Annotated in this window: 16 protein-coding genes and 1 pseudogene; 2 read left to right on the top strand and 15 right to left on the bottom strand. The window is 68.6% G+C overall.

Annotated features, from left to right (window positions below):
- Window positions 1-2 precede the first annotated feature (2 nt).
- The 12 genes and pseudogenes from dnaJ to dnaG form a co-directional block, all read right to left on the bottom strand.
- The gene (gene dnaJ / locus AC4BAR_RS04880) at window positions 3-1,142 is read right to left on the bottom strand and encodes a molecular chaperone DnaJ (RefSeq protein ID WP_490626680.1); all 1,140 of its coding nucleotides are present in this window, start codon (window positions 1,140-1,142) and stop codon (window positions 3-5) included.
- A gap of 140 nt (window positions 1,143-1,282) precedes the next feature.
- Window positions 1,283-3,274 carry a molecular chaperone DnaK gene (gene dnaK, locus AC4BAR_RS04885; protein WP_490627197.1) on the bottom strand — a complete coding sequence of 664 codons (1,992 nt, stop codon included), beginning with the start codon at window positions 3,272-3,274 and terminating at the stop codon, window positions 1,283-1,285.
- A 49-nt stretch (window positions 3,275-3,323) separates the two neighbouring features.
- Window positions 3,324-3,857 (bottom strand): nucleotide exchange factor GrpE, encoded by a 534-nt coding sequence (gene grpE / locus AC4BAR_RS04890; RefSeq protein ID WP_490627198.1) that lies wholly within the window; start codon window positions 3,855-3,857, stop codon window positions 3,324-3,326.
- Between the two features lie 202 nt (window positions 3,858-4,059).
- Window positions 4,060-4,416 (bottom strand): FKBP-type peptidyl-prolyl cis-trans isomerase, encoded by a 357-nt coding sequence (locus AC4BAR_RS04895; RefSeq protein WP_490627199.1) that lies wholly within the window; start codon window positions 4,414-4,416, stop codon window positions 4,060-4,062.
- 105 nt (window positions 4,417-4,521) lie between these two features.
- Window positions 4,522-4,833, bottom strand: coding sequence for a winged helix-turn-helix transcriptional regulator (locus tag AC4BAR_RS04900; RefSeq protein ID WP_490626681.1), 312 nt, complete (start codon window positions 4,831-4,833; stop codon window positions 4,522-4,524).
- Window positions 4,834-4,995: 162 nt separating this feature from the next.
- Window positions 4,996-6,234, bottom strand: a complete 1,239-nt coding sequence (locus tag AC4BAR_RS04905) for a lipase family alpha/beta hydrolase (protein WP_490626682.1) — start codon at window positions 6,232-6,234, stop codon at window positions 4,996-4,998.
- Window positions 6,235-6,759: 525 nt separating this feature from the next.
- Window positions 6,760-8,151, bottom strand: a pseudogene (locus AC4BAR_RS04910) (efflux transporter outer membrane subunit); the annotation flags it as partial.
- Window positions 8,152-8,159: 8 nt separating this feature from the next.
- Window positions 8,160-11,420: an efflux RND transporter permease subunit gene (locus AC4BAR_RS04915; RefSeq protein WP_490626683.1), complete on the bottom strand. Its 3,261-nt coding sequence runs from the start codon at window positions 11,418-11,420 to the stop codon at window positions 8,160-8,162.
- Window positions 11,417-14,551 (bottom strand): efflux RND transporter permease subunit, encoded by a 3,135-nt coding sequence (locus AC4BAR_RS04920; RefSeq protein ID WP_490626684.1) that lies wholly within the window; start codon window positions 14,549-14,551, stop codon window positions 11,417-11,419. The genes AC4BAR_RS04915 and AC4BAR_RS04920 overlap by 4 nt, the downstream gene beginning before the upstream one ends.
- A 37-nt stretch (window positions 14,552-14,588) precedes the next feature.
- The gene (locus tag AC4BAR_RS04925) at window positions 14,589-16,127 is read right to left on the bottom strand and encodes an efflux RND transporter periplasmic adaptor subunit (protein WP_490626685.1); all 1,539 of its coding nucleotides are present in this window, start codon (window positions 16,125-16,127) and stop codon (window positions 14,589-14,591) included.
- Window positions 16,128-16,336: 209 nt separating this feature from the next.
- The gene (rpoD, locus tag AC4BAR_RS04930) at window positions 16,337-18,682 is read right to left on the bottom strand and encodes an RNA polymerase sigma factor RpoD (RefSeq protein ID WP_490626686.1); all 2,346 of its coding nucleotides are present in this window, start codon (window positions 18,680-18,682) and stop codon (window positions 16,337-16,339) included.
- A 214-nt stretch (window positions 18,683-18,896) separates the two neighbouring features.
- Complete coding sequence (gene dnaG / locus AC4BAR_RS04935) at window positions 18,897-20,768, bottom strand: DNA primase (RefSeq protein WP_490626687.1); 1,872 nt, start codon at window positions 20,766-20,768, stop codon at window positions 18,897-18,899.
- Window positions 20,769-20,831: 63 nt separating this feature from the next.
- Between dnaG and AC4BAR_RS04940 the strand changes: the two genes are divergently transcribed.
- Entirely contained in the window at window positions 20,832-21,380 is a 549-nt protein-coding gene (locus AC4BAR_RS04940; RefSeq protein WP_490626688.1) for a TlpA family protein disulfide reductase, read from the top strand.
- Window positions 21,381-21,492: 112 nt separating this feature from the next.
- Entirely contained in the window at window positions 21,493-22,602 is a 1,110-nt protein-coding gene (locus AC4BAR_RS04945; protein ID WP_490626689.1) for a transglutaminase-like domain-containing protein, read from the top strand.
- A gap of 43 nt (window positions 22,603-22,645) precedes the next feature.
- On the opposite strand, the gene AC4BAR_RS04950 is transcribed toward AC4BAR_RS04945, so the two are convergent.
- The 3 genes from AC4BAR_RS04950 to trmB are packed head-to-tail and all read right to left on the bottom strand — an operon-like array spanning window position 22,646 to window position 25,482.
- Complete coding sequence (locus tag AC4BAR_RS04950) at window positions 22,646-23,773, bottom strand: acyltransferase family protein (RefSeq protein ID WP_490626690.1); 1,128 nt, start codon at window positions 23,771-23,773, stop codon at window positions 22,646-22,648.
- An 18-nt stretch (window positions 23,774-23,791) separates the two neighbouring features.
- The gene (locus AC4BAR_RS04955; RefSeq protein ID WP_490626691.1) at window positions 23,792-24,718 is read right to left on the bottom strand and encodes a pseudouridine synthase; all 927 of its coding nucleotides are present in this window, start codon (window positions 24,716-24,718) and stop codon (window positions 23,792-23,794) included.
- 8 nt (window positions 24,719-24,726) lie between these two features.
- Window positions 24,727-25,482: a tRNA (guanosine(46)-N7)-methyltransferase TrmB gene (trmB, locus tag AC4BAR_RS04960; RefSeq protein WP_490627200.1), complete on the bottom strand. Its 756-nt coding sequence runs from the start codon at window positions 25,480-25,482 to the stop codon at window positions 24,727-24,729.
- Window positions 25,483-25,489 lie beyond the last annotated feature (7 nt).

Here is a 25,489-nt window from a genome sequence, read left to right on the forward strand (position 1 = left end):
CGTCAGCGGAAGAATTCCTTGGCCTTGTCGAACCAGCCCTTTTCGTTGGGGCTGTGTTTCATGCCGCCGCTCTTGAAGGACTCGTCCAGCTCGCGCAGCAGCTTGCGTTGCTGTTCGCTGAGCTTGACCGGCGTTTCCACCGCGATGTGGCAGTACAGATCGCCGGGGTAGCTGGAGCGCACGCCCTTGATGCCCTTGCCACGCAGCCGGAAGGTCTTGCCGTGCTGGGTGCCTTCGGGGATGTCGATGTTGGCCTTGCCGGCCAGCGTGGGCACGTCGATCTCGCCGCCCAGCGCGGCGGTGGTCACATTGACCGGCACGCTGCAGTGCAGGTCGTCGCCATCGCGCTCGAAGATGTCGTGTTTCTTCAGCCGGATCTCGATGTAGAGGTCGCCCGGCGGGCCGCCGTTGCTGCCGGCCTCGCCGTTGCCGGCCGAGCGAATGCGCATGCCGTCGTCGATGCCGGCCGGAATTTTCACTTCCAGCGTCTTGGTGTTCTTGACCTTGCCCTGGCCATGGCAGGTGCCACAGGGGTCGGGAATGATCTTGCCGGTGCCACGGCAATGTGGGCAGGTCTGCTGCACGCTGAAGAAGCCCTGGCGCATCTGCACCGCGCCGCTGCCATGGCAGGTGGCGCAGGTTTTGGCGCTGGTGCCAGGCTTGGCGCCCGAGCCCTGGCAGGTGCCGCAGGTGTCCCAGCTGGGGATGCGGATCTGTGCGTCCTTGCCGTTGGCGGCCTCTTCCAGCGAGATTTCCATCGCGTAGCTGAGGTCGGAGCCGCGGAACACCTGGCGACCACCGCGCTGCTGACCGCCACGCTGCTGGCCACCGAAGATGTCGCCGAAGATGTCGCCAAAGGCCTCGGCGAAACCGCCAAAGCCCTCGGCACCGGGGCCACCGCCGCGGTTGGGGTCGACACCGGCATGGCCGTACTGGTCGTAGGCGGCGCGCTTTTGCGCGTCGCTCAGCATCTCGTAGGCCTCTTTGGCCTCCTTGAATTTTTCTTCGGCGCCCTTGGCCGCATCCCCCTGGTTGCGGTCGGGGTGGTACTTCATCGCCAGCTTGCGATACGCCTTTTTGATCTCTTCGTCGCTGGCGTTCTTGGGCACGCCCAGCGTTTCGTAATAGTCTCTTTTGGCCATGGCAATGCGTTGTTCAGTGGACGGGTGATCGGGGAAGGCTGGGGCCAACGGCCATCGGGCCAGGGTGTTGCCACCCAAGCCCGATGTGCTGCGCTCTGGTCATGTGTTCAGCCTGCAGCGCCGACGGGGCGGGGCCGGTCTCAGCCCTTCTTCACTTCCTTGACTTCGGCGTCCACCACGTTGTCGTCCTGCGGCTTGGCCGAGGCGGCGGCCTCGGGGCCGGCGGCGCTGGCACCGGCTGCAGCCTGCTCGGCCTGCATCTGGGCATAGACCTTCTCGCCCAGCTTCTGGCTGGCGGTCATCAGCGCGTTGCTCTTGGCCTCGATGTCGTCCTTGTTCTCGCCCTTCAGCGCTTCCTCAACGTCCTTGATCGCGGCCTCGATCTTTTCCTTCTCACCCGCTTCGAGCTTGTCGCCATGCTCGGCCAGGCTCTTCTTGACGCTGTGCACGCTGGCTTCAGCGCTGTTGCGGGCCTGCACGATTTCCAGCTTCTTCTTGTCGTCGGCGGCGTTGATCTCGGCGTCCTTGACCATTTGCTGGATCTCGGCCTCGCTCAGGCCGGAGTTGGCCTTGATGGTGATCTTGTTTTCCTTGCCGGTGCCCTTGTCCTTGGCACCCACATGCAGGATGCCGTTGGCGTCGATGTCGAAGCTCACCTCGATCTGCGGCGTGCCACGCGGGGCCGGCGGGATGCCTTCGAGGTTGAACTCGCCCAGCATCTTGTTGCCCGAGGCGATCTCGCGCTCGCCCTGGAAGACCTTGATGGTCACGGCCGGCTGGTTGTCGTCGGCGGTGGAGAAGGTCTGCGCGAACTTGGTCGGGATGGTCGTGTTCTTGGCGATCATCTTGGTCATCACGCCGCCCATGGTCTCGATGCCCAGCGACAGCGGGGTCACGTCCAGCAGCAGCACGTCTTTGCGGTCGCCCGACAGCACCTGGCCCTGGATGGCCGCGCCGACGGCCACGGCCTCGTCGGGGTTGACGTCCTTGCGCGGCTCGCGGCCGAAGAACTCCTTGACCTTCTCCTGCACCTTGGGCATGCGCGACATGCCGCCGACCAGGATCACGTCATGGATGTCGGCCACGCTGACGCCGGCGTCCTTGATGGCGGTGCGGCAGGGGGCGATGGTGCGCTCGATCAGCTCGTCAACCAGGCTTTCCAGCTTGGCGCGCGTCATTTTGATGTTCAGGTGCTTGGGACCGGACGCATCGGCGGTGATGTAGGGCAGGTTGATGTCGGTCTGCGCGCTGTTGGACAGCTCGATCTTGGCCTTTTCGGCGGCTTCCTTCAGGCGCTGCAGGGCCAGCACGTCCTTGGACAGGTCAACGCCTTGCTCTTTCTTGAATTCGCCGATGATGAAGTCGATGATGCGCTGGTCGAAGTCTTCGCCGCCCAGGAAGGTATCGCCGTTGGTGGACAGCACCTCGAACTGCTTTTCACCGTCGACGTCGGCGATCTCGATGATGGACACGTCGAAGGTGCCGCCGCCGAGGTCATAGACGGCGATCTTGCGGTCGCCCTTTTCCTGCTTGTCCAGGCCGAAGGCCAGGGCCGCGGCGGTGGGCTCGTTGATGATGCGCTTGACGTCCAGGCCGGCGATGCGGCCAGCGTCCTTGGTGGCCTGGCGCTGGGCGTCGTTGAAATAGGCCGGCACCGTGATCACGGCCTCGGTGACGGGCTCGCCGAGGTAGTCTTCGGCGGTTTTCTTCATCTTGCGCAGCACCTCGGCGCTGATCTGCGGCGGGGCGATTTTCTTGCCGCGCACTTCCACCCAGGCGTCGCCGTTGTCGGCGGCGGCGATGGTGTAAGGCATCAGGTCGATGTCCTTCTGCACTTCCTTTTCGGTGAACTTGCGGCCGATCAAACGCTTCACGGCGTACAGCGTGTTGCGCGGGTTGGTGACCGCCTGGCGCTTGGCCGAGGCGCCGACCAGCACTTCGCCGTCTTCCTGGTAGGCAATGATGGACGGGGTGGTGCGGGCGCCTTCGCTGTTCTCGATCACGCGGGTGGTGTTGCCCTCCATGATGGCCACGCAGCTGTTGGTGGTGCCCAGGTCAATGCCGATGATTCGTCCCATGATGTTGTCCTTTGTGTGGTGCGGGGCCTGGCATTGGCCGGCAGCCCGCTGAATTTCAAAACTGATGCGGAGGATGTGTGGCCCGGATGGCCGGTTTCAAGGGTCAGTTCGGTGCCGACACCGTCACCAGGGCCGGCCGCATCACGCGGTCGGCGATCAAATAGCCCTTTTGCAGCACGCCCACCACGGTGTTGGGGGCCTGCTGGCTGCCTTCGGCCACCGGCACGACGCTGATGGCCTGGTGCTGGTGGGGGTCGAACTTGGCGCCGGCTTCGGGGTTGATGGCGATCACCTTGTTGCGCTCCAGCGCGGCGCGCAGCTGGCGCAGCGTGGCCTCGGCGCCTTCGCGGATCTGCTCGACGCTGGCGTTCTGGATGGCCAGGCCGGCCTCCAGGCTGTCCAGCACCGGCAGCAGGCTGTCGGCAAAGCTTTCCACCGCGAACTTGCGCGCCTTGGACACCTCGTCGTCGGCGCGGCGGCGGGCGTTTTGCACGTCGGCCTGGGCCCGCAGGTACTGGTCGGACAGCTCCGCCACCTTGGCCTGGGCGGCGGCCAGCTCGGCCGAGACGGCCAGCAGCTGCACGCTGGCGTCGCCGCCGGCCTGGGCGGCCGCGGCGTCCATCTGGGCCTGGGCCATGGCGTCGGCGTCGCCGAACAGCGGCGACGCTGAGGGGTTCACGGTGCCGGCGGCGGTGTCGAACTGCGGTTCGCGCTGGCGGACGGCGCTGGGGTCGTTGGGGGCGTGGTCAGACATGCTTCAGAGGGTGGGGTTGCACAACAGCCCCGCAACTGGGGGCGCTGGCCGTGGTTTCAAGGCCGGGCGGGGCCCGGCTGCCGCATCAGGCGGTGGCCAGCAGCTCGACGTCGAACTTCAGCGTGGCGTTGGGCGGAATCACGCCACCGGCGCCGCGGGCGCCATAGCCCAGCTCGGACGGGATGATCAGCGTGCGCTGGCCGCCCACCTTCATGCCGGCCACACCCTCGTCCCAGCCGCGGATCACCATGCCGGCGCCAAGCGAGAACTTGAAGGGGTCGTTGCGGTCCTTGCTGGAGTCGAACTTGGCGCCTTGCACGCCGTTGTTGTACAGCCAGCCGGTGTAGTGCACCGTCACGCGCTGGCCGGCCTTGGCTTCGGCGCCGTCGCCGCTCACGGTGTCTTCGTACTGCAGGCCGGACGGGGTGGTGATCATGGCAATTCCTGAAAGGGGGAGGTGAAATGAAGATTGCCGGCATCGGCCGGCAACAGAAGAAAACAACGCTCAAATTATGCCAGCCGGCGCTGGCGCGGCGGGCGGCCGGTTTCAGCGGGCCTTCTTGCCCTGGCTGGCCACCCATTTGGTGGCAAAGGCCTGGATGTCGTTGAGGCGCTTGAGCAGGTCGGCCCCGCTGGCGGTGACGGTGTAGCCCTCGCTGCCATGGGTCATCAGGCCGGCCTCGCGCAACTCCTTGATGCGGGTGTTCAGCGTGTTGGGGGTGATGCCACCCACGCTGTCTTGCAGCAGGCGAAAGGTTTGTGCGTGACCGTCACGCAAGGCCCACAGCACCCGGATGGCGTACCGTGATTCCAGCAGCGACAACAGCTGGTTCACGGCGACGTTTTCTTTGCTGCTCATTGGGCCTCTCTCCTCCATCGGTGCGTCGTTCCCGGCCGGGGCCGTGGCGCGCTCCTTAAATTATAGCGTTCACGCGCGTTGCGAAAACGGCTGGCCTGCAATGCAGCACCCGCGATGGCGTCGAGTTTAGCGGGCGGCCAGGGTTTGGGAAGTCGCGGCGGTTCAGGCCTTGGCGCCCAGCCATTGGGTGAGCTGTTGCGTCACCTCGGGCCGCGACAGCAGCGCCAGGTGGCCCATGCCGAACATCACGCAGCGCCGCTCGGCCGGGAAGGCCAGCGTCAGCGCCGGGTTGTCGTGCTCGCCCAAAGCGCTGCGCAGCGGCACCAGGCCGTCGCCCAGCAGCCGGTCGGCCAGCGGGCTGCGCTTGGCCGCGGTGGTGGCGGCCACGGTGTAACAGGCCACCCCTTCGGGCAACGGCAGCGGCTGGCGCGGGTCGGCGCCGCGTTGGAAGCGGTCGCGGCCGGCCCAGTCGGCTTCGCACACCAGGCCGTGGCGCAGGTCGGTGATGCCGGCGCTGCGCACCTGGCCCAGCGCGGCGAAGGGCTTGGAATAAGGCGTGCTGGCCAGCAGCAGGTCCAGCCAGTTGCCAGCCCGCTCCAGCGGCGCGCCGTGGTGGGGCGTGCCCAGGAATACGATGGTTTTCAGGTGGCGCAGCCAGCCCAGGCCGTCCTGGGCCGCGCGTTGGCAGGCGCTGCGCATCACCAGCCCGCCCATGCTGTGGCCCACCACCACCAGCTCGTCGATCGGCACGGGCCAAGCGTCGGTCCAGGCCTGCAGGCAGCGGGCCAGTTCGTCGCCGTTGTCGGAGATGTGGCGGCCGGTGTTGTAGCGCAGGTAGACCGGGGTGTAGCCCAGCGCCTCGGCCAGTGCCTGGCCATGGTCCAGCGGCTGGCCATCGGCGGTGGTGCTGGCCCATTGCAGGTCGTTCATGCACAGGCCGTGGACCAGCAGCAGCACCTTGCGGCCGGCGCCTTCCAGGCTGGCCGGCGACACCACCTCGCCATGCTGGCGCAGGCTCATGGTGGTGGCCAGCGGGTTGTGGCGCTCCGCCAGCTGGTCGCCCAGCACGCCGTTGAGGGCGGCCAGCGCCGCCTCACGCTGCACCGAGCTGCCGGCCTGTGGCCCGTCCACCCAGGGGCGCAGCCGGTCCAGCGCAGCGTCCAGCGTCCAGGCCACCAGCCGGTTGACCTGGCGCACGCCGTTGTAAATCAGGCCGGTCAGGCCGCCGGTTTGGGTGGGCGCATCGGCCTTGCCCAGCCCCATGCTGCGCAGCACCGAGGCGTGCACGCCCTCGGCGATGCCGGTGACGCCGTGCACCCCATCGGTGGCCAGGCGGGCCATGCCCTGCACATCGGACAGGCGCAGGTGTTTCAACGGGGAGCGGGGTTTGGGTGCGGCCATGGCAAGCGGGAGCAGTGAAGTTGGGGCGATTGTGGGGGGCGCCCCGCGTGCCGGGTAGGGAGGCCAGACTAACCCGGCGCGCGGCTATTCCGCCGGTTTGTCGGGCACGGCCTGCGACGCTGGCTCAGGCACGGGTTGAGGCTCGGGCACGGGTGGGGGCGCGGGCACGGGTGGGGGCGCGGGCACGGGTGGGGGCGCGGGCACGGGTTGGGGCTCAGGCACGGGTTGGGGCTCAGGCACGGGTTGGGGCTCAGGCACGGGTTGGGGCTCAGGCACGGGTTGGGGCTCAGGCACGGGTTGGGGCTCAGGCACGGGTTGGGGCTCAGGCACGGGTTGAGGCTCAGGCACGGGTTGAAGCTCAGGCACGGGTTGGGGCTCAAGCACGGGTTGGGGCTCAAGCACGGGTTGGGGCGCGGGCACGGGTTGGGGCTCGGGCACGGGTTGAGGCGCGGGCACAGGTTGAGGCGCGGGCACAGGTTGAGGCTCAGGCACGGCCTGCTTCTGGGCCTCGGTTTCCTCGCTTCCTTCGGCCCGCCAGCCACCGCCCAGGGCCTGCACCAGCGCCACCGCTGCGGTCTGGCGGTCGGCTTGGACCTGGACCAGCGCACGGCGGGCATTCAAGGCCGTGACCTGCGCGGCGACGACCTCGGTGAAGCTGACCTGGCCGGCGTTGTAGCGGTTCAGCACCTGGGCCTCGACCTGGTCGGCTGCATCGGAGGCCTGGCGCCGCAGTTCGTGCTGCTGGGCCAGCACACCGACGGCGGCCAGCTGGTCTTCGACCTGCTGGAAGGCCGCCAGCACGGTCTGGCTGTAGCGTGCCACCGTGGCCCGCCAGGCGGCCTCGACCTGATCGACCCGGGCCGCGGTGGCCTGGCCGTCGAAGATCACCTGGGCGGCGGTGAGTCCCATGGACCACAGCGCGGTGCCGGCGCTGAACAGCTCGGCGAGCCGGGTGGCGCCCGAACCCACCGAGGCGCTCAAGCCCAGGCTGGGGTAGTAGCCGGCCTGGGCCACGCCGATCTGGGCATTGGCCGCGGCGACCCGGCGCTCCGCGGCGGCGATGTCGGGCCGGCGCTCCAGCAAGGCCGATGGCAGCTCCAACGGCACCTCGGGCACTTCGGGCTGCCAGGGCGCGGGCACCAAGCTGAAATCGGCCGGGGCCTTGCCCAGCAGCACCGCGATGGCGTGTTCCAACTGGGCCCGCTGGCGCGCCAGCGACAAGGCGTCGGCCTGCGCGTTGGCGAGCTGGGTCTGGGCCTGCAGCAAATCGGTCTTGGGCGCCAGGCCCACGTTGTAGCGGTTCTGCGTGATCACCAGCACCCGCTCGTAGCCGGCGATGGTGGTGGCCAGCAGTGCGGCCTGGGCGTCGGTCTGGCGCAGGCCCAGGTAGTTGGCCACCAGCTCGCCCTGGGCCGACAGCCGGGCCGAGGCGAGGTCGGCCGCGCTGGCTTCGGCGTTGGCCTGGGCGCTGTCGCGGGCATTGCCCAGCCGGCCCCAGACATCGGGCTCCCAGCTGGCGCCGATGCTCATCTGCACGCTGTTGCCGGTGCGGGCACTGCCACTGCCCCCGGCCCGGTTGGCGCTGCCGCCCAGCGTGACCGAGGGGAACAGCGCCGCCCGCTGCTCGCGCACCAGGGCCCTGGCCTGGGCGTAGGCGGCCGCGGCGGCGGCCACGTTCTGGTTGGACACCGCCACCTGCGGCACCAGGGCGTCGAGCACCGGGTCGTTGAACAGGGTCCACCAGGGGCCCCGGTTCACCGCGTCGGCCGGCATGGCCGGCGCCCAGCGGGCGCCTTCCTTGTAGGCGGGTGGCTTGGGGATGTCGGGCAGCCGGTGGCTGGGGCCGATGGCACAGCCGGTCAGGGCGGCAACCAGGGCGGCGACCAACAGGGTCTGGCGGGGCAGCGTCGGGGTCATGGTGGGGCTCAGGAAGAGGGCAGGGCCTGGGGCTGGCGGCCCAGGCTGGGTTCAGACGGGCTGCGCCGACGCAGGCGGTCGAGCAGGACATAGACCACCGGGGTGGTCAGCAGGGTCAGCAGCTGGCTGGCGATCAGGCCGCCAATGATGGAGATGCCCAGCGGCTGGCGCAGCTCCGAGCCCTCGCCAAAACCGATGGCCAGTGGCAGCGCGCCCAGCGCCGCGGCCAGCGTGGTCATCAGGATGGGTCGGAAGCGCAGCAAACAGGCCTCGCGCACCGCGGCGGTGGCGCTCAGGCCCTGGGTGCGTTCGGCCTCGATGGCGAAGTCGATGATGAGGATGGCGTTTTTCTTCACGATGCCAATCAGCAGAAAAACGCCGATCAGCGCCATGATGGAGAAATCCAGCTGGAACAGCAACAGCGCCAGCACCGCGCCCACGCCGGCCGAGGGCAGGGTGGACAGCACGGTGAGCGGATGAACCAGGCTTTCGTACAAGATGCCCAGCACCAGGTAGATCACCACCAGCGCGGCCAGGATCAGCAGCGGCTGCTGGTCTTGCGAGGCCTGGGCACTGCGCGCCGCGCCCTCGAAGCTGCCGCGCACGTTCTTGGGCATGGCGATGCTGGCCTGGGCCGCCAGCACCGCGGCCTGGCCGTCGGCCAGCGAGCTGCCCTCGGCCAGGTTGAAGGAGATGGTGGTGGTGAGCTCGGCATCCTGGTGGTTGATGGAGGTCGGTGACGGGGCTTCGCTGAAGCGGGCAAAGGCGCTCAGCGGCACCATGCGGGTGGCGCTGGTGCTGACCGGGCTGCCCGTGGCGGTGTCGCGCGCGCCGGGGTTGACGGCCGTGCCGCCGGTGCTGGCCGCGCTGGTGCTGGCGTTGTTGGCGGCCACGGTGCTGGGGCTGTTGATGGCGTTGGTGGTGCTGCCCACCTGGCCCCGGGCCGGCACCTGCACGTCGTTCAGCGCCAGCGGCCCTTCGCGGTAACGCGGGGCCACCTCCATCACCACGTGGTACTGGTTGAGCTCGCCATACACGTTGGCCACCTGGCGCTGGCCGAAGCTGTTGTAGAGCGCGTTGTCGACGTCGCGCGGCGTCAGACCCAGCCGGGCGGCGCTGTCGCGGTCGACGTTGACATAGGTTTCGACGCCGTTTTCCTGCTGGTCGGTGTCGACGTCGACCAGCGCGGTCTGCTGCTTCATCGCATCGGCCAGGCGCTGGGCCCACAGCCGCAGGTCAGCCAGGCTGTCGCTTTTGAGCGCGTAGAGGTAGGTGGAGTTGGCGTCGCGCCCGCCCACCCGCAGGTCTTGCACCGGGCTGAGAAAGATGCTGACGCCGGTGAGCCGGGCCAGTTGCGGCCGCAGCCGGGCAATCACCGCCTGGCCACGCTCCTTGCGCTCGCCCAGGGGCTTGAGGCTGACGAACATGAAGCCACCGCCAGCCCGGGCGCCGCCGACAAAGCCGACCACCGTGTCCACCGCCGGGTCTTTGTGGATGATGTCCACCGCCTGGCGCATCTTGTCTTGCAGGGCCTGGAAGGAGATGCTCTGGTCGGCCCGCAGGCCGGCCGAAATCTGCCCGGTGTCCTGCTGCGGGAAAAAGCCCTTGGGGATGGCTTTGAACAGTACCACGTTCAAGGCCACCACCGCCACCAGGCTGGCCAGCACCAGCCAGCGGCTGGCCAGCGCCCAGTCCAGGCTGACGGCATAGGCGCGTTGCAGCGCCTGGAATCCCTTTTCCAGCCAGCGCGACAGGCGGTTGGGCGCCCGCTCGGGCGTGCCGGGCTGGAGCAGCCAGGCACACATCATCGGCGTGGTGGTGAGCGAGATCAGCAGCGAGATCATCACCGCGGCCGACAGCGTGACCGCGAACTCGCGGAACAGCCGGCCCACCTGGCCGCCCATGAACAGCAGCGGAATGAACACCGCCACCAGCGACAGGCTGATGGACAGCACGGTGAAGCCGACCTCGCGGGCGCCGTGCAGCGCCGCGGCAAAACGCTCCATGCCAGCCTCGATGTGGCGGCTGGTGTTCTCCAGCACCACGATGGCGTCGTCAACCACAAAGCCGGTGGCCACGGTCAGCGCCATCAGGCTCAGGTTGTTCAGGCTGAAGCCCAGGAAATACATCACCACAAAGGTGCCCAGCAGCGACACCACCGTGGCCACCGTGGGGATGACGGTGGCGCGCACGCTGCGCAAAAAGGCGCTGACCACCAGCACCACCAGCGCGATCGACAGCAGCAGCGTGAACTCGACTTCGTGCAGCGCGGTGCGGATGGACAGCGTGCGGTCGGACGACACCTGCAGCGCCACATCGGGCGGCAGCTGGGCCTGCAACTCCGGCAGCAGCGCACGGATGGCGTCCACCGTCTCGATGACGTTGGCGCCGGGCTGCTTGCGGATGATGACAACCACCGCCGGCTGGCCGTTGAACAGGCCCAGCGTGCGGGTGTCTTCCACGCTGTCCACCACCTCGGCCACGTCGCCCAGGCGGATGGCCGCGCCGTTGCGCCAGGCCACCACCATGTCCACGTAGTCGGCCGCCTTCAGGCCGCCACCGGCCAGGTTGGTGCTGGTGTAAATCTGCAGCCGCCGGCCCTGGCCTTCGACCGCGCCCTTGGGCCGGTTGGCGTTGGCGGCCTGGATGGCCGCGCGCACATCCTCCATGCTGAGGCCGACCTTGTTCAGCGCAAACGGCAGCAGGCCGATGCGCACCGCCGGCAGCGAGCCGCCGCCGAGCTCGACGTCGCCAACGCCGGGCACCTGCGACAGCTTTTGCTGCACGACGTTTGACACCTCGTCGTAGACCTGGCCGGGCGAGCGCGAGGCCGAGGTCAGCGCCAGAATCATCACCGGCGCGTCGGCCGGGTTGGCCTTGCGGTAGGTCGGGTTGCTGCGCAGCGTGGCCGGCAGGTCGGCCCGCGAGGCGTTGATGGCGGCCTGCACCTCGCGCGCGGCGGCGTCGATCTTGCGGTTGAGGTCGAACTGCAGGTTGATGCGGGTCGAGCCATTGCTGCTGCTCGAGGTCATCTCGTTGACACCGGAGATCACGCCCAGCCGCCGCTCCAGCGGCGTGGCCACGCTGGTGGCCATGGTTTCGGGGCTGGCGCCGGGCAGCCGGGCGCTGACCGAGATGGTGGGGTAGTCCACCTGGGGCAGCGGCGCCACCGGCAGCACACCGAACGCAGTCAGGCCCGCCAAGGCCAGGCCCAGTGTCAGCAACACCGTGCCCACCGGCCGGCGGATGAAGGGCCCGGACAGGTTCACGGCGTGCCGCCCTCCGTCGATGCGGCGGGTGGCGGCAGGCGCGGGCCGGCGTCGGGGCTGCGGCGCCAGCGCCGGCCCAGCCGGTCAAAGGCCAGGTAGATCACCGGGGTGGTGAACAGCGTCAGCACCTGGCTGACGATCAGGCCGCCGAAGATGGCCAGGCCCAGCGGGCGGCGCAGCTCGGCGCCGTCGCCCCAGCCCAGCATCAGCGGCACCGCGGCAAACAGCGCGGCGGCGGTGGTCATCAGGATGGGCCGCAGCCGCAGCAGCGCCGCCTGGTGGATGGCCTGCTGCGGGCTCTTGCCTTCGCTGCGCTCGGCGTCGATGGCGAAGTCGATCATCATGATGGCGTTCTTCTTGACGATGCCGATCAGCAGGATGATGCCGATGATGCCGATCACGCCCAGGTCCTGGCCGCTGACCATCAGCGCCAGCAGCGCGCCCACACCGGCCGAGGGCAGGGTGGACAGAATCGTCAGCGGGTGCACATAGCTCTCGTACAACACCCCCAGCACGATGTAGACACAGACCACCGCGGCCAGGATCAGCCACAGCTGGTTGGTCAGCGAGGCCTCGTAGGCGCCCGAGGCGCCGAGGAAGGTCAGCGTCACGCTGGGCGGCATGGCGATGCGCTGGGCGGCGGCGCGGATGGCGTCCACCGCCCGGCCCAGCGAGACGCCGGGCGCGGCGTCGAAGCCCAGCGTGGTGGCCGGGTACTGCTCGACCCGGGTGATCTGCAGCGGCGCCGGCCGCTCGCTGATGCTGGCCACCGCCGACAGCGGCGTGGGGGTGCCGGAGCCGGTGCGCAGGTGCAGCAGGCCCAGCGAGGCCGGGGTGCTCAGCAGGTCGGGCCGGGCCTCGATGATGACCCGGTACTGGTTGGTCTCGGTGAAGATGGTGGAGACGATGCGCTGGCCGAAGGCGCTGTACAGCGCGTCGTCGATGCTGGCGGCCGACAGCGACAGCCGGGCGGCGGAGTCGCGGTCGATGTTCACATAGGCCGCCACGCCGGTGGCGCCGGCGTCGTTGACCACGCCGCGCACCTCGGGCGCGTCTTTCAGCGCCTCGCTCAGTTTGCCGGCCCATTCCGCCACCACCGCGCTGCTGGCGCCTTCCAGCGACACCCGGTAGGGCGTGGGGCCGGCCTCGGCGTCGATGGTCAGGTCTTGTGCCGGCTGCAGGTGCAGCGTCACGCCGGCCACCGCCTGCACCCGCTCGCGCAAGCGGTCCAGCACCTGGGCCAAGGGGGCGTGGTCCGGCTTCAGGTTGATCAGCACCCGGCCGGTGTTGAGCCGGGTGTTGTTGGCCCCGTCCACGCCAATGAAGCTGCTCAGCGAGGCCACGTCGGGGTCGGCCAGCAGCGCGCGGCTGGCGGCCTGCTGCAGGTCGGCCATGCGGCTGTACGACACCGAGCTGGCGGCGTCGATGCGGCCCAGCAGCTGGCCGGTGTCCTGCACCGGGAACAGGCCCTTGGGAATCACGATGTAGAGCGCCGCGGTCAGCGCCAGCGTCAGCAGCGCCACCAGCAGCGTCAGGCCCTGGCGGGCCAGCACCCAGGTCAGGCCCCGGTCGTAGCGGTGGACGATGCGGTCGAACACCCGCTGGAAGGCGCGGCCAAAACGGCCGGCTGGGGCCTCGCCCTCGGACCGCAGCCAGCGCGCCGACATCATGGGCACCAAGGTGAGCGACACCACCGCCGAGATCAGGATGGTGATGGCCAGCGTGACGGCGAACTCGCGGAACAGCCGGCCCACCACATCGCCCATGAACAGCAGCGGGATCAGCACCGCCACCAGCGACACCGTCAGCGAGATGATGGTGAAGCCGATTTCCTGCGCGCCCAACAAGGCCGCCTGCAGCGGCTTCATGCCTTCTTCGATGTGGCGGGCGATGTTCTCGATCATCACGATGGCGTCGTCCACCACAAAGCCGGTGGCGATCGTCAAGGCCATCAGGCTCAGGTTGTTCAGGCTGTAGCCCAGCAAATACATCGCGCCAAAGCTGCCCACCAGCGAGATCGGCACCGCGATGCTGGCGATCACCGTGGCCCGAAGGTTGTGCAGAAAAGCGAAGATCACCAGCACCACCAACACCACCGCCAGCACCAGCTCCAGCTGCACATGTTCGACCGAGGAGCGGATGCCGTTGGTGCGGTCGCTCAGCACCGACACCGTCACCGACGGCGGCAGGCTGGCCTGCAACTCGGGCAATCTGGCCTTGATGGCGTCCACCGTGGCGATCACGTTGGCGCCGGGCTGGCGCTGCACGTCGACGATGATGGCCGGCTTCAATTGGCCAGCGATGCCGGCCCAGGCGCCGAGCTGGGTGTTCTCTGCCCCGTCCACCACCCGGGCCACGTTGGACAGCCGCACCGGTGCGCCGTTGCGGTAGGCCACGATCAATTGGGTGTAGTCGGCCACCGTCAGCAGCTGGTCGTTGGCGTTGATGGTGTAGGCCCGGCTCGGGCCGTCAAAGCTGCCCTTGGCGCTGTTGGCGTTGGCCGCGGCGATCGCGGTGCGCAGGCTGTCCAGGCCCAGGCCGTAGGACGCCAGCGCCTGGGTGTCGGCCTGGATGCGCACGGCGGGCTTCTGGCCGCCGCTCAGGGACACCAGGCCCACGCCATTGACCTGGCTGATCTTCAGCGCCAGCCGGGTGTTGACCAGGTTTTGCACCTCGGTCAGCGGCAAATCGTCGGCGGTGATGGCCAGCGTCAGCACCGGCGTGTCGGCCGGGTTGATCTTGGCGTAGACCGGCGGTGCCGGCAAATCCGCCGGCAGCAGCGAGCCACCGGCGTTGATGGCGGCCTGCACCTGCTGCTCGGCCACGTCGAGTGCCAGGCCCAGCGAGAACTGCAGCACCACGATGGACACGCCGGCCGCGCTGGTTGAGCTCATCCGCGAAAGACCGGGCATCTGGCCGAACTGGCGCTCCAGCGGTGCGGTGACGTTCTGGCTCATCACCTCGGGGCTGGCGCCGGGGTAGAGCGTCTGCACCTGGATGGTGGGGTAGTCCACCTGCGGCAGGGCCGACAGCGGCAGCCACTTGAAACCCACCAGCCCGGCCAGCAGGATGGCCACCATCAGCAGCGAGGTCGCCACCGGCCGCAGGATGAAGGGGCGCGACGGGCTCATGCGCGGGCGGGGGTCAGCGGGCGGCGGTCAGGCTGGTTCATTGCCCGGCCCCCAGGCGTTCACGCATTTGCTGCCAGCGCGCCAGCGCGGCCGGCTCGCCGCGGTCCAGCGCTTCCAGGAAACGCTGGCGCCGTTCCAACTGCACCGGGTCGTCCTTGACCTTGTCCAGCATCTGGCGGCGCTGCTCGGCGGTGGGCAGTGGCGGGGCCGTTGCAGGGGCGGCCGCGGCCGGGGCGCTGGCCCTGGGTGGCAGCGGCGCGCTGGCGGAAGGGTTGGCGCTGGCCGCACTGGCGGGGTTGGCCTTGGCGTCGGCGCCTTCGGGCGCCCCGCCACCGCGGCGCCGGCCACCGGGCCCACCGCCCTCGCCGGGCAGCGTGACCTTGGCGCCGTCCTTCAGCCGGTCGGCGCCTTCGGTGACCACCTTCTCGCCCAGCTGCAGGCCCTCGGTGATGGCCACCTTGTCGGCGGTGGCCAGGCCGCGCTTGACCGGGCGGCTGCTCACCGTGCGGTCGGCGTTGACCACGTAGACATAGTCGCCGCCGCTGCCCAGCCGCAGCGCGGTGACCGGTACCACCAGCGCGTCCTTGAGCTGGCGCACCTGCAGTCGCAGGTTGACGAACTGGCTGGGGAACAGCGCCTGCTGCGCATTCGGGAAGCGGGCCTTGGCGCGCACCGTGCCGGTCTGCACGTCGACCTGGTTGTCCAGCGACACAAAGACGCCGCTGTCCAGGGTGGTGGTGCGGCTGCGGTCCAGCGCGACGGCGGGCAGCGGCTGGCCGCTGCGGCTTTGTGCCACCAGCTCGGGCACCTGGTCTTGCGGCACGGCGAACACCACGTCGATGGGCGCCACCTGGGCCACCACCGCGATGCCGTTGGCGTCGCCCGGGCTGACCACGTTGCCGACGTCCACCACCCGCAGGCCGACCCGGCCGCTGAGGGGCGACACCACCCGGGTGTAGCCCAGGTTGAGCCTGGCCGTGCCCTCGTTTGCGCGGTCGGTGGTGACCGTGCCTTCGAGCTGCTTGACCAGCGCGGCCTGGGTGTCGACGTCCTGACGGGCAATCGAGTCCTGCGACCACAGCGTGCGGTAGCGCTCCAGCGTCAGCCGGGCGTTGTCGAGCTGGGCCTCGTCGCGCTGGCGCTGGCCACTGGCCTGTTGCAGCGCCAGCTCAAATTGCCGAGGGTCGATGGTGGCCAGCAGCTGGCCGGCCTGCACGGTTTGCCCTTCGCGGAAATGCAGTTCCTTCAGCACGCCGCTGACCTGGGCCTGGACCCGGGCGGTGGCGGTGGGCGTGACCGTGCCCAACGCCTCCAGCACGATGGGGAGGTTGGTTTTTTCCACCGTGGCCACCCCCACGGTGAGCGAGGGCGGGCCACGCCGGCCAGCGGCTGCGGTGGGCGACTCCCCCTGGTGGGTCAGGTACCAGGCCAGCCCGCCCACCCCCAGGGCCAGCAGCAACAGCACCGCGGCGCCCAGCCAGCGGGCGCGGCGGCTGGGCACGCGCGGCGGCGGGGTGGCCGTGGGCGATGCGGTGGGCGCCGGCAGCGGGACGGGGGTGGGGTGGGGGGCGGTCATCGGTCGTCCTTCAGGCTTCTTCTTCGGGCGTTTTGTCAGCGCCGGGGTGGGCACAGGCCATGCAACACCCCTGATGCCGGATTTTGGCGCAAGCGCGTGGGCTTCACGTTACCGCGATGTAAAGCCCCGCGTCTGTGCGGTGGGGCGGCAGAAAAAACAACGCCTGCCGCGGCAGAACCGGGGCAGGCGTGGGGTGGGACAAGGGCCGCTTAAAGCGAATCGATGAAGCTGCGCAGCTTGTCCGAGCGGCTGGGGTGCTTGAGCTTGCGCAGCGCCTTGGCCTCGATCTGGCGGATGCGTTCGCGGGTCACGTCGAACTGCTTGCCCACTTCTTCCAGCGTGTGGTCGGTGGACATCTCGATGCCGAAACGCATGCGCAGCACCTTGGCTTCGCGTGGCGTCAGGCCGTCCAGGATGTCCTTGACCACGTCGCGCAGGCCGGCCTGCATCGCGGCCTCGATGGGCGCGGTGTTGGCGCTGTCCTCGATGAAGTCGCCCAGGTGGCTGTCGTCGTCGTCGCCGATCGGCGTTTCCATGGAGATCGGCTCTTTGGCGATCTTCATGATCTTGCGGATCTTGTCTTCCGGGATCTCCATCTTCTCGGCCAGGATGGAGGCGTCGGGCTCGAAGCCGAACTCCTGCAAATGCTGGCGCGAGATGCGGTTCATCTTGTTGATGGTCTCGATCATGTGCACCGGGATACGGATGGTGCGGGCCTGGTCGGCGATCGAGCGGGTGATGGCCTGGCGAATCCACCAGGTGGCGTAGGTGGAGAACTTGTAGCCGCGGCGGTATTCGAACTTGTCGACCGCCTTCATCAGGCCGATGTTGCCTTCCTGGATCAGATCGAGGAACTGCAGGCCGCGGTTGGTGTATTTCTTCGCGATCGAGATCACCAGGCGCAAATTGGCCTCAATCATCTCTTTCTTGGCATGGCGCGACGAGGCTTCGCCTTCGTTCATGCGCTTGTTGATGTCCTTCAGCTCGGCCAGCGGCACGACCACGCGGGCCTGCACCTCGCCCAGCTTGTGCTGCAGGTCCTGGATGGGCGGGATGTTGCGCGCCATCACCACCGACCAGGGCTTGTTGGCGGCCGCCTGCTTCTCGACCCATTTCTGGTTCAGCAAATTGGCCGGAAACTCCTTGATGAAGATCTCCTGCGGCATGCCACATTTGTCGACGATGATGCGGCGCAGCTCGCGCTCCTTCTTGCGCACATCGTCCACCTGCACACGCAGCAGGTCACACAGCTTTTCGATGGTCTTGGCGGTGAAGCGGATGGTCATCAGCTCCTCGCTCAAGGCCTTCTGTGCCTTCATGTAGGCCGGCGTGCCGTAGCCGTCCTTGTCGTAGATTTTGTGGACCTTCTCGAACAGCTCGCGCAGCTTGTCGAAGCGGCGCAGGGCCTCGTTCTTCAGCTCTTCGAGCTTCTTGGTCAGGGCCTTGGAGCCACCGTTGCCGTCGTCGTCGTCGTCTTCGTCGAACTCGTCGAAGTCTTCTTCGGCCACGTAGTCGTCGGCCTCGTTGGGGTTGGAGAAGCCGTCGACGATGGTGGAGATGACGACCTTGCCGTCACGGATGTCGTCGGCCAGGCGGAAGACCTCGGCGATCGTGGCCGGGCTGGCGCTGATGGCTTCCATCATGCGCATCAGGCCGCCTTCGATGCGCTTGGCGATCTCGATTTCGCCTTCGCGGGTCAGCAGCTCCACCGTGCCCATTTCACGCATGTACATGCGCACCGGGTCGGTGGTGCGGCCGAACTCGCTGTCCACGGTGGACAAGGCGGCTTCGGCCTCTTCTTCGGCTTCTTCCACCGTGGTCACGGTGGGCACGGTGTTGTTCAGCAGCAGGGTTTCGGCGTCGGGCGTCTGCTCGTACACCGCCACGCCCATGTCGTTGAGCATGTTGACCACGACTTCCAGCGTCTCGGCGTCGATCAGCTTGTCGGGCAGGTGGTCGGAGATTTCGCCGTGCGTCAAATAACCGCGGGTCTTGCCCAGCGTGATCAGGGTCTTCAGGCGCTGGCGGCGCTTGGCCATGTCTTCTTCGGACAGCACGGCCTCGTCCAGGCCGAACTCCTTCATCAGCGCACGTTCCTTGGCCTTGCTGATCTTCATCCGCAGCGGCTTGACCTTTTCTTCGGTCACCACCGGCTCACCGACCAGGTCGGCCTCGATGTCACCCAGGTCTTCGTCTTCGGCAGCGCCAGCGGCGGCCTTGGGCTTGCGACCGCGCTTGGCCCCGGCGGTTTTTGGCGGTGCGTCGGACTCGGCGGCGACGGCCTTGGGCGGGCGGCCTGGCTTTTTCTTCACGGCGTCGGTGTCGGCGGTGGTTTTGGCCGCCGGCTTGGCGGCGGTCTTGGTGGCAGGCTTCAGGGTCTCAGGGGCGGCCGGCTTGGCGGATTTGGAAGGCACTTCTTTGACTTTCGTGGCTGGCTTGGCGGCCGGTTTGGCTGCCGGCTTGGCAACGGCCTTGCCGGCAGCGGTTTTGGCCCCGGCCTTGGCAGGCGAGGGCACCGGTTTCACGGCGGGCTTGGCGGACTTTGGAGCAGGCATCGATGAACCTCAAAGGGGCAAACGGAAAACCAACCAAGCGCCGTGGCATTCCCGGCGCAGGAACTACTGGGAGGGGGTGAACCCAAGACAAGATGTGGGGGCGAACATTTGGGATGCAATCCTTGCGGTGGGGTGACCCAGAAACCCGTTGGCGGAGCCTAGGTGGGTGGTCGAGACCGGAGGTGTTGCTGTCGCTCTTGTCAGAGAGCGTGGATTATACCTTTTGTCCGGCCTTCAGCAGGCGGTAACGCTCGTCCAGCGCCCGGTAGCGGGCGTAGGCGGCGGGGTCGGACGCGGCCAGCGGCGCCAGCCGGTTGCGTTCCTGCTCCAGCGCGGCAATCGTCAGTTCGCGCAGCACCGAGCGCAGCTCGTCGGGGTCGAACTCGATCTGGGTCAGGGTCTCGGCCACCTGGCGGGCCACGAAATCGCCGCCGGGCTGGTCCAGCACCGCGTCGCGCAGCGCCTCCCAGGGCTGGGGACCATGCTCGTGGTGCTGCTGGTCCAGCCAGGTGAACAGCGGGCCATGGGGCGCCGGCAGGGCACACAGCATGGCGTGTTCCTCGTTGGACAAACCGTCCCAGGCGCCGGGCGCGGTGAACAGCAGGCGCAGCGCGCGGTCTTCGCGCCGCGGTGGCGCGCTGCGGCTGGCGCGCGGGCCGCTGCCGCTGGCAAAGCCACTTTTCTGGAATGCGTTCGCGCCACGGCCGCCGTCTTTGCCAAAGGCCTTGCCGTCTTTTTTGCGTGGGCTGGCGCTGGGCGCGGCGCCGCGTGGCCGGTCGGCCAGTTCCCAGACCTCGGTCAGCTCGTGGGCGTTGAGCTGCACCAGGTCGGCCAGCTCGCCCAGCAGCTGGCGTTTGATGGCGCCGTCGGGCAGCAGGCTCCACAGCGGCCGGGCGTTGCTGGCCAGATGGGCCCGGCCCTCGGCGGTGGTGAGGTCGCAGCCCTCGCGGGCGGCGTCGATCAGAAAGCGGCTCAGCGGCACGGCGTCGCCGATGCAGCGGGCAAAGGCCTCGCGACCGAATTCGCGCACAAAGCTGTCGGGGTCGTGCTCGGGCGGCAGAAACAAAAACTTCACCGAGCGCACGTCGGTGGCATAGGGCAGGGCACCGTCCAGCGCCTTGCGGGCGGCGCGGCGGCCGGCGGCGTCGCCGTCGAAACTGAACACCACCGCGTCGGTGAAGCGGAACAGCTTTTGCACATGTTCGGGTGTGCAGGCCGTGCCCAGCGTGGCCACCGCGTTCTCAAAGCCCAGCTGGGCCAGCGCCACCACGTCCATGTAGCCCTCGGTCACCAGCACAAAGCCCTGCTCGCGCAGCGCCTGCCGGGCCTCGAACAGGCCGTACAGCTCGCGGCCCTTGCTGAAGACCGGCGTCTCGGGCGAGTTCAGGTATTTCGGTGTGCCATCGCCCAGCACCCGGCCGCCAAAACCGATGCACTCGCCCGTCACGTTGCGGATCGGAAACATCACCCGGTCGCGGAAACGGTCGTAACGCTTTTCGTCGCCACTGTCGTCGTCCACGCTGGTGATGACCAGGCCGCTCTCGGCCAGCAGCGGGTCGTCGTAGTTGGGGAAGACGCTGGCCAGGCTGCGCCAGCCCTCGGGCGCATAGCCCAGGCCAAAGCGCTTGGCAATTTCACCGGAGAGCCCGCGGCCCTTCAGGTACTCAATGGCCCGGGGCGCGGCCTTCAGGTGCTTGCGGTAGGCCTCGCCGGCTTTTTCCAGCACCTCGGTCAGCGTGACCTGCTTCTGGCGCTGGGCGGCCGCGCGTTCGCGGTCCTGCGGGCTGCGGTCGTCTTCCGGCACCTGCAGTCCGACCTGCTGGGCCAGGTCTTTCACCGCCTCGATGAAGCTCATGCCGGCATGTTCCATCAGGAAGCCGATGGCGTTGCCGTTCTTGCCGCAGCCAAAACAATGGAAGAACTGCTTGCTGGGGCTGACCGAGAACGACGGCGACTTTTCCCCGTGGAAGGGGCACAGGCCCATGAAGTTGGCGCCGCCCTTTTTCAGCTGCACATAGCGGCCGACGATCTCCACCACATCGACCCGCGACAGCAACTCCTGGATGAACGACGGGGGGATGGCCATCGCCGGATTGTAGAAAGCCCCTGGCACCGGCCGGCGCCGCGTCCGCCCGGCACAATCCAGCCCATGAAGCGACGCACCCTGCTGCAACAGGCCGCGCTGGCCAGCCTGCCGCTGCAGGCCCTGGCCGGTGAGGGCTTTGAGGCCATTCCCTGGCCCGCCGGTCTGCCCGCGCCGGCATTGAAAGCGCCCGACCTGGCGGGCCAGGTCTGGGATTTGGCGGCGCTCAAGGGCCGGGCGGTGCTGGTGAATTTTTGGGCCATATGGTGCGAGCCCTGCCGTGCCGAACTGCCCAGCCTGCAGGTGCTGGCCGAGTTGCACGGCCCCGAGCGGCTGGCGGTGCTGTGTGTCAACGTCAAGGAGCAGCCAGCCCGGATCAGCCGCTTCATCGCGGCCACCGACCTGCGGCTGCCGGTGCTGCTCGACGCCGACGGCCAACTGGCCAAGGCCTGGGCGGTGCGCGTCTTCCCCACCACGGTGCTGCTGGGCGCCGACGGCCGGCCCCGGATGCGGCTGCGCGGCGAGGTCGACTGGACCGGCCGCGAGGCCGATCGGCTGCTGGCGCCGCTGCTGCCAGCGGCGGGCGGCACACGCCCCGGGCCACCACGCGCTTGAGCGGGCCCGGCGGGCGATAATCACCCCCGCTGCCGGGCTTGCCGGCGGCACCGGTACCTCGGGGCATCTTCACTGCGCCGACATCCGTTCCAACCGACCCGGAGATCGCTTGATGACCACCGTACGCCGCACTTTTTTGCAGCAGGCCTGTGCCTTGCTGTCTGCCTCCGCCTTGCCCGCTGCCTGGGCCCAGACCGCCATGCCGGAGCGCCGCTTTGCGCCCCAGCCCGGCGAATGGCGCACCTTCGAGGTGACCACCCGGGTCGACATCACCCAACCCAAGGGCCAGACCCAGGTCTGGCTGCCGGTGCCCTCGGTCAACAGCGACTACCAGCGTTCGCTGGAAAGCAGTTATGGCAGCAACGGCCAGGCCCGCATGGCCGACAACGACCACGACGGCGCCAAGTTCCTGCATGTCAGCTTCGCCGCCGATGTGGCCCAGCCCTTCGTGGAAATCACCAGCTGCATCCAGACCCAGAACCGGGCCACCGACTGGACCCAGGCCGGCCGGGTCAAGGAAGACGCCGCCACGCTGGCCTATTACCTGCGGCCCACCGAGCTGCTGCCCACCGACGGCATCGTGCGCCAAACCGCGCTGAACGCGACCCGGGGCGCCAAGACCGACGAAGACAAGGTGCGCCGGTTGTACGACTGGGTGCTGACCAACGCCCACCGCGAGCCCAAAGTGCGTGGCTGTGGCGAAGGCGACATCAAGACCATGCTGGAAACCGGCAACCTGGGTGGCAAATGCGCCGACCTGAACGCGCTGTTTGTGGGCCTGTGCCGCTCGGTCGGTGTGCCGGCCCGCGACGTCTACGGCATCCGCCTGGCGCCCTCGGCCTTTGGCTACAAGGAACTGAGCGGCAACCCGGCCAGCCTGAAGGGCGCCCAGCACTGCCGCGCCGAGGTCTTCCTCAAAGCCCATGGCTGGGTGGCCATGGACCCGGCCGACGTGGCCAAGGTGATGCGCCAGGAAACGCCGGAGTGGATCAAGTCGGTGGACCACCCGGTGGTGGCGCCGGTCAACAAGGCCTTGTTCGGTGGCTGGGAGGGCAACTGGATGGCCTGGAACACCGCCCACGACCTGGCCTTGCCCGGTGCGGCCGGCCCCAAGCTGGGCTTTCTGATGTACCCGGTGGCCGAAACCGGCGGTGTGCGCCTGGACTCCTACGCACCCGACGACTTCAAGTACCAGATCAGCGCCCGCGAAATCCGCGCCTGAGCGGTCACGGCCGGTGCACAGCGGCGCCTTCGGGCGCCGTTTTTCATGCGGCCTTGCGCCGGGCGGCGGTGCGGCGCAGCCAGTCGGTGAGCCGCTCGGTCTGTCGCATGGCCGGGGCCTCGATGCCGCGGAAGCAGAAAAACGCCACCGCCATCAGCACCGGGGTCAACGCCGCCACCACCAGCCAGTGGGTGCCGCCGTCCAGCCGGGTGGCGGCGTCCAGGCCCACGACGAAGCGGAAACACACAAACAGCAGCAGGCCGTGCAGCAAATAAAGGCTGTAGGTCAGCTCGCCGAAGACCCGCGACAAGCGGGCGCTGAGCAGGCCAAACAGGTCGGCGCCGTTGGCGATCAGGCTGAACGCCAGCGCCAGCAAGGCCAGCGGCAAGGGCTGGTAGGCGCCGTCGAACAGCATCACCACCGTGCCCAACAGCGCCAAGGCCAGCGCGGAGGCCCGGCGGCGCTGGCACCAGGCCCCGAACCCGGCCCGCTGGCCCAGCACCGCCGAGGCCATGCCACCCAGAAAGGTGGCGGCGTGCACATTGGTCAGTTCCTGCAGGCTGCTGCGGGCCAGGTACAGCGCGCCCAGCACCAGCCACCACCAGGGCACGCGCCGACCCAGCAGCAGCGCCAGCCAGGGCAGGGCGAAATAGAAGTTCCATTCGTATTGCAGCGTCCAGGTGACACCGGCGGTGACCAGCAGCTTGCGCGCGGTGTCGGCCAGCAGCGCCGGGTTGCCAACGTCCAGTTGGCCTTGCTGGATCAGCAGCATCACCGCCCCACCCACCAGCATCAGCAGCAGGTACACCGGCAGGATGCGCAGGCCGCGCGACACATAGAGCCGCAACCAGTCCATGGGTTGGGCGCGGGCCCTCAGCAATTTGGTGAAAAACAAATGGCCGGTGATCATGAAGAACAGCGACACCGAGGTCTGGCCCAGGTGCACAAACACCCGCGACGGCGGCAGGCCCCAGTCGCCGGTGTGCAGCAGGTAGTACCAGAGGCAGGCATGGTGCAAAAACGCGGCAAAGGCCAGGTAGCCGCGCAGGCCGTCGATGGCCTGCACCCGGCCGGCACCCAGTGGCACCGGGAAACGCTTGTCCAGGGCCCAGACCACCAAGCAGGCCAGGCCGAACAGCAGCGGCAGGGGGAGCAGGCTGACAGGGCTCATCGGTGGGTCAGGGTCGGCTCAGCGGTCCAGCCAGTCCAGCTGCAACTGGCGCTGGCTTTCGAAGTGCCGCTGCTCGCCAGTCAGCGGGTCGGTGAAGGCCAGGCCGCGCGCCAGCAGCTGCAGCGGCTGCGAAAAATCGTCGTCGGCCAGGTTGCGCACCTCGGGGTAGAACTGGTCGCCCAGCAGCGGCAGGCCCAAAGCGGCCATGTGCACCCGCAGCTGGTGCTGGCGGCCGCTGACCGGGCTCAGCCGGTACAGCCCGTGGCGGCGGCCGGCCTGGGCCAGCGCCACATGGGTCTGGGCGTTGGGGATGCCGGCCACCTCGCGTTGACGGAAAAAACGCTCGTCTTCCACGATGCGGCTTTCGCGGGTCAGCGGCAGCGCCAGATCGCCCAAGGGGGCGATGGCCTCGTAGGTCTTGGCCAGCCCCTGTGCGCGCACCAGCGCGGCGTAGGCACTGCGCGAGGCCGGGTTGACCGAGAACAGCACCAGGCCGGCGGTTTCGCGGTCGATGCGGTGCAGTGGCACCAGGTCGTCCAGGCCCAGCCGGCGTTTGAGCCGCACCAACAGCGTCTCCTGCACAAAGCGGCCGCCTGGCGTGACCGGCAGAAAGTGCGGCTTGTCGGCCACCACCAGGTGGGCGTCCTGGTGCAGCACGGCTTCGTCAAAGGGAATGCGGGGCTCGCTGGCCAGGTTGCGGTAATAGTAGAGCCGCAAGGGGCTCTGGTAGGGCCGCTCCGGCGTCACCGGCAGGCCATGTTCGTCGACCACGCTGCCGCCGGCCATGCGGTCCAGCCAGGTGCTGCGCGGCACGCCGGGGAAGCGATGCACCAGAAAGTCGGTCATGGTGGCCCAGGGCCCGCTGGGCAGGCCCACACAGCTGGCCCCCACGCCGTCCCGGCTGGGCGGCACCCGGGGCGCGACGCGGGCCACAGTGCCGGCCATGGCCAGGCTCAGACGCGGGTGAAGACCAGGTCCCAGACGCCGTGGCCCAGCTTCAGGCCACGGTTCTCGAACTTGGTCAGGGGCCGGTAGGCGGGCTTGGTGGCGTAGCCGTCGGTGGTGTTGGCCAGCAGTGGCTCGGCACCCAGCACCTGCAGCATCTGCTCGGCGTAGTGTTGCCAGTCGGTGGCGCAGTGCAGGTAGCCGCCGGGCTTGAGCCGGGCGGCCAGCCGGGCCACCAGCGGCGGCTGCACCAGCCGCCGCTTGTTGTGTTTGGTCTTGTGCCAGGGGTCGGGGAAAAATATGTGCACGCCGTCCAGGCTGGCCAGCGGCAGCATGTGGTCAATGACCTCCACCGCGTCATGCGACACGATGCGGATGTTGGTCAGGTTTTGCTCGCCGATGCGCTTGACCAGCGCACCCACGCCGGGCTCGTGCACCTCACAGCACAGGAAGTTCTTCTCGGGCATCAGGCCGGCGATGTGGGCGGTGGTTTCACCCATGCCGAAACCGATTTCCAGCACCGTGGGGGCGCTGCGGCCAAAGAACTCGCCCAGATCGATCAGCCCGGCACGGTAGGGCCGGATGAACTGCGGGCCCAGTTCGCTGAGCGCTTTGGCCTGGCCGGTGGTGGTGCGGCCGGCGCGGCGCACAAAGCTCTTGATGGTCTTGGGGTGGGTCACACCGGCTGGCCAGCCGGCCGGTGCGGGCGAGGCCGGGGCCGGGGCCAGATCGGCGGCGCCTTCGGGCGCGGCCTCGGTGGGCAGGGGGGTG

The sequence above is a fragment of the Rhodoferax sp. SPJ4 genome, assembly GCF_058216275.1.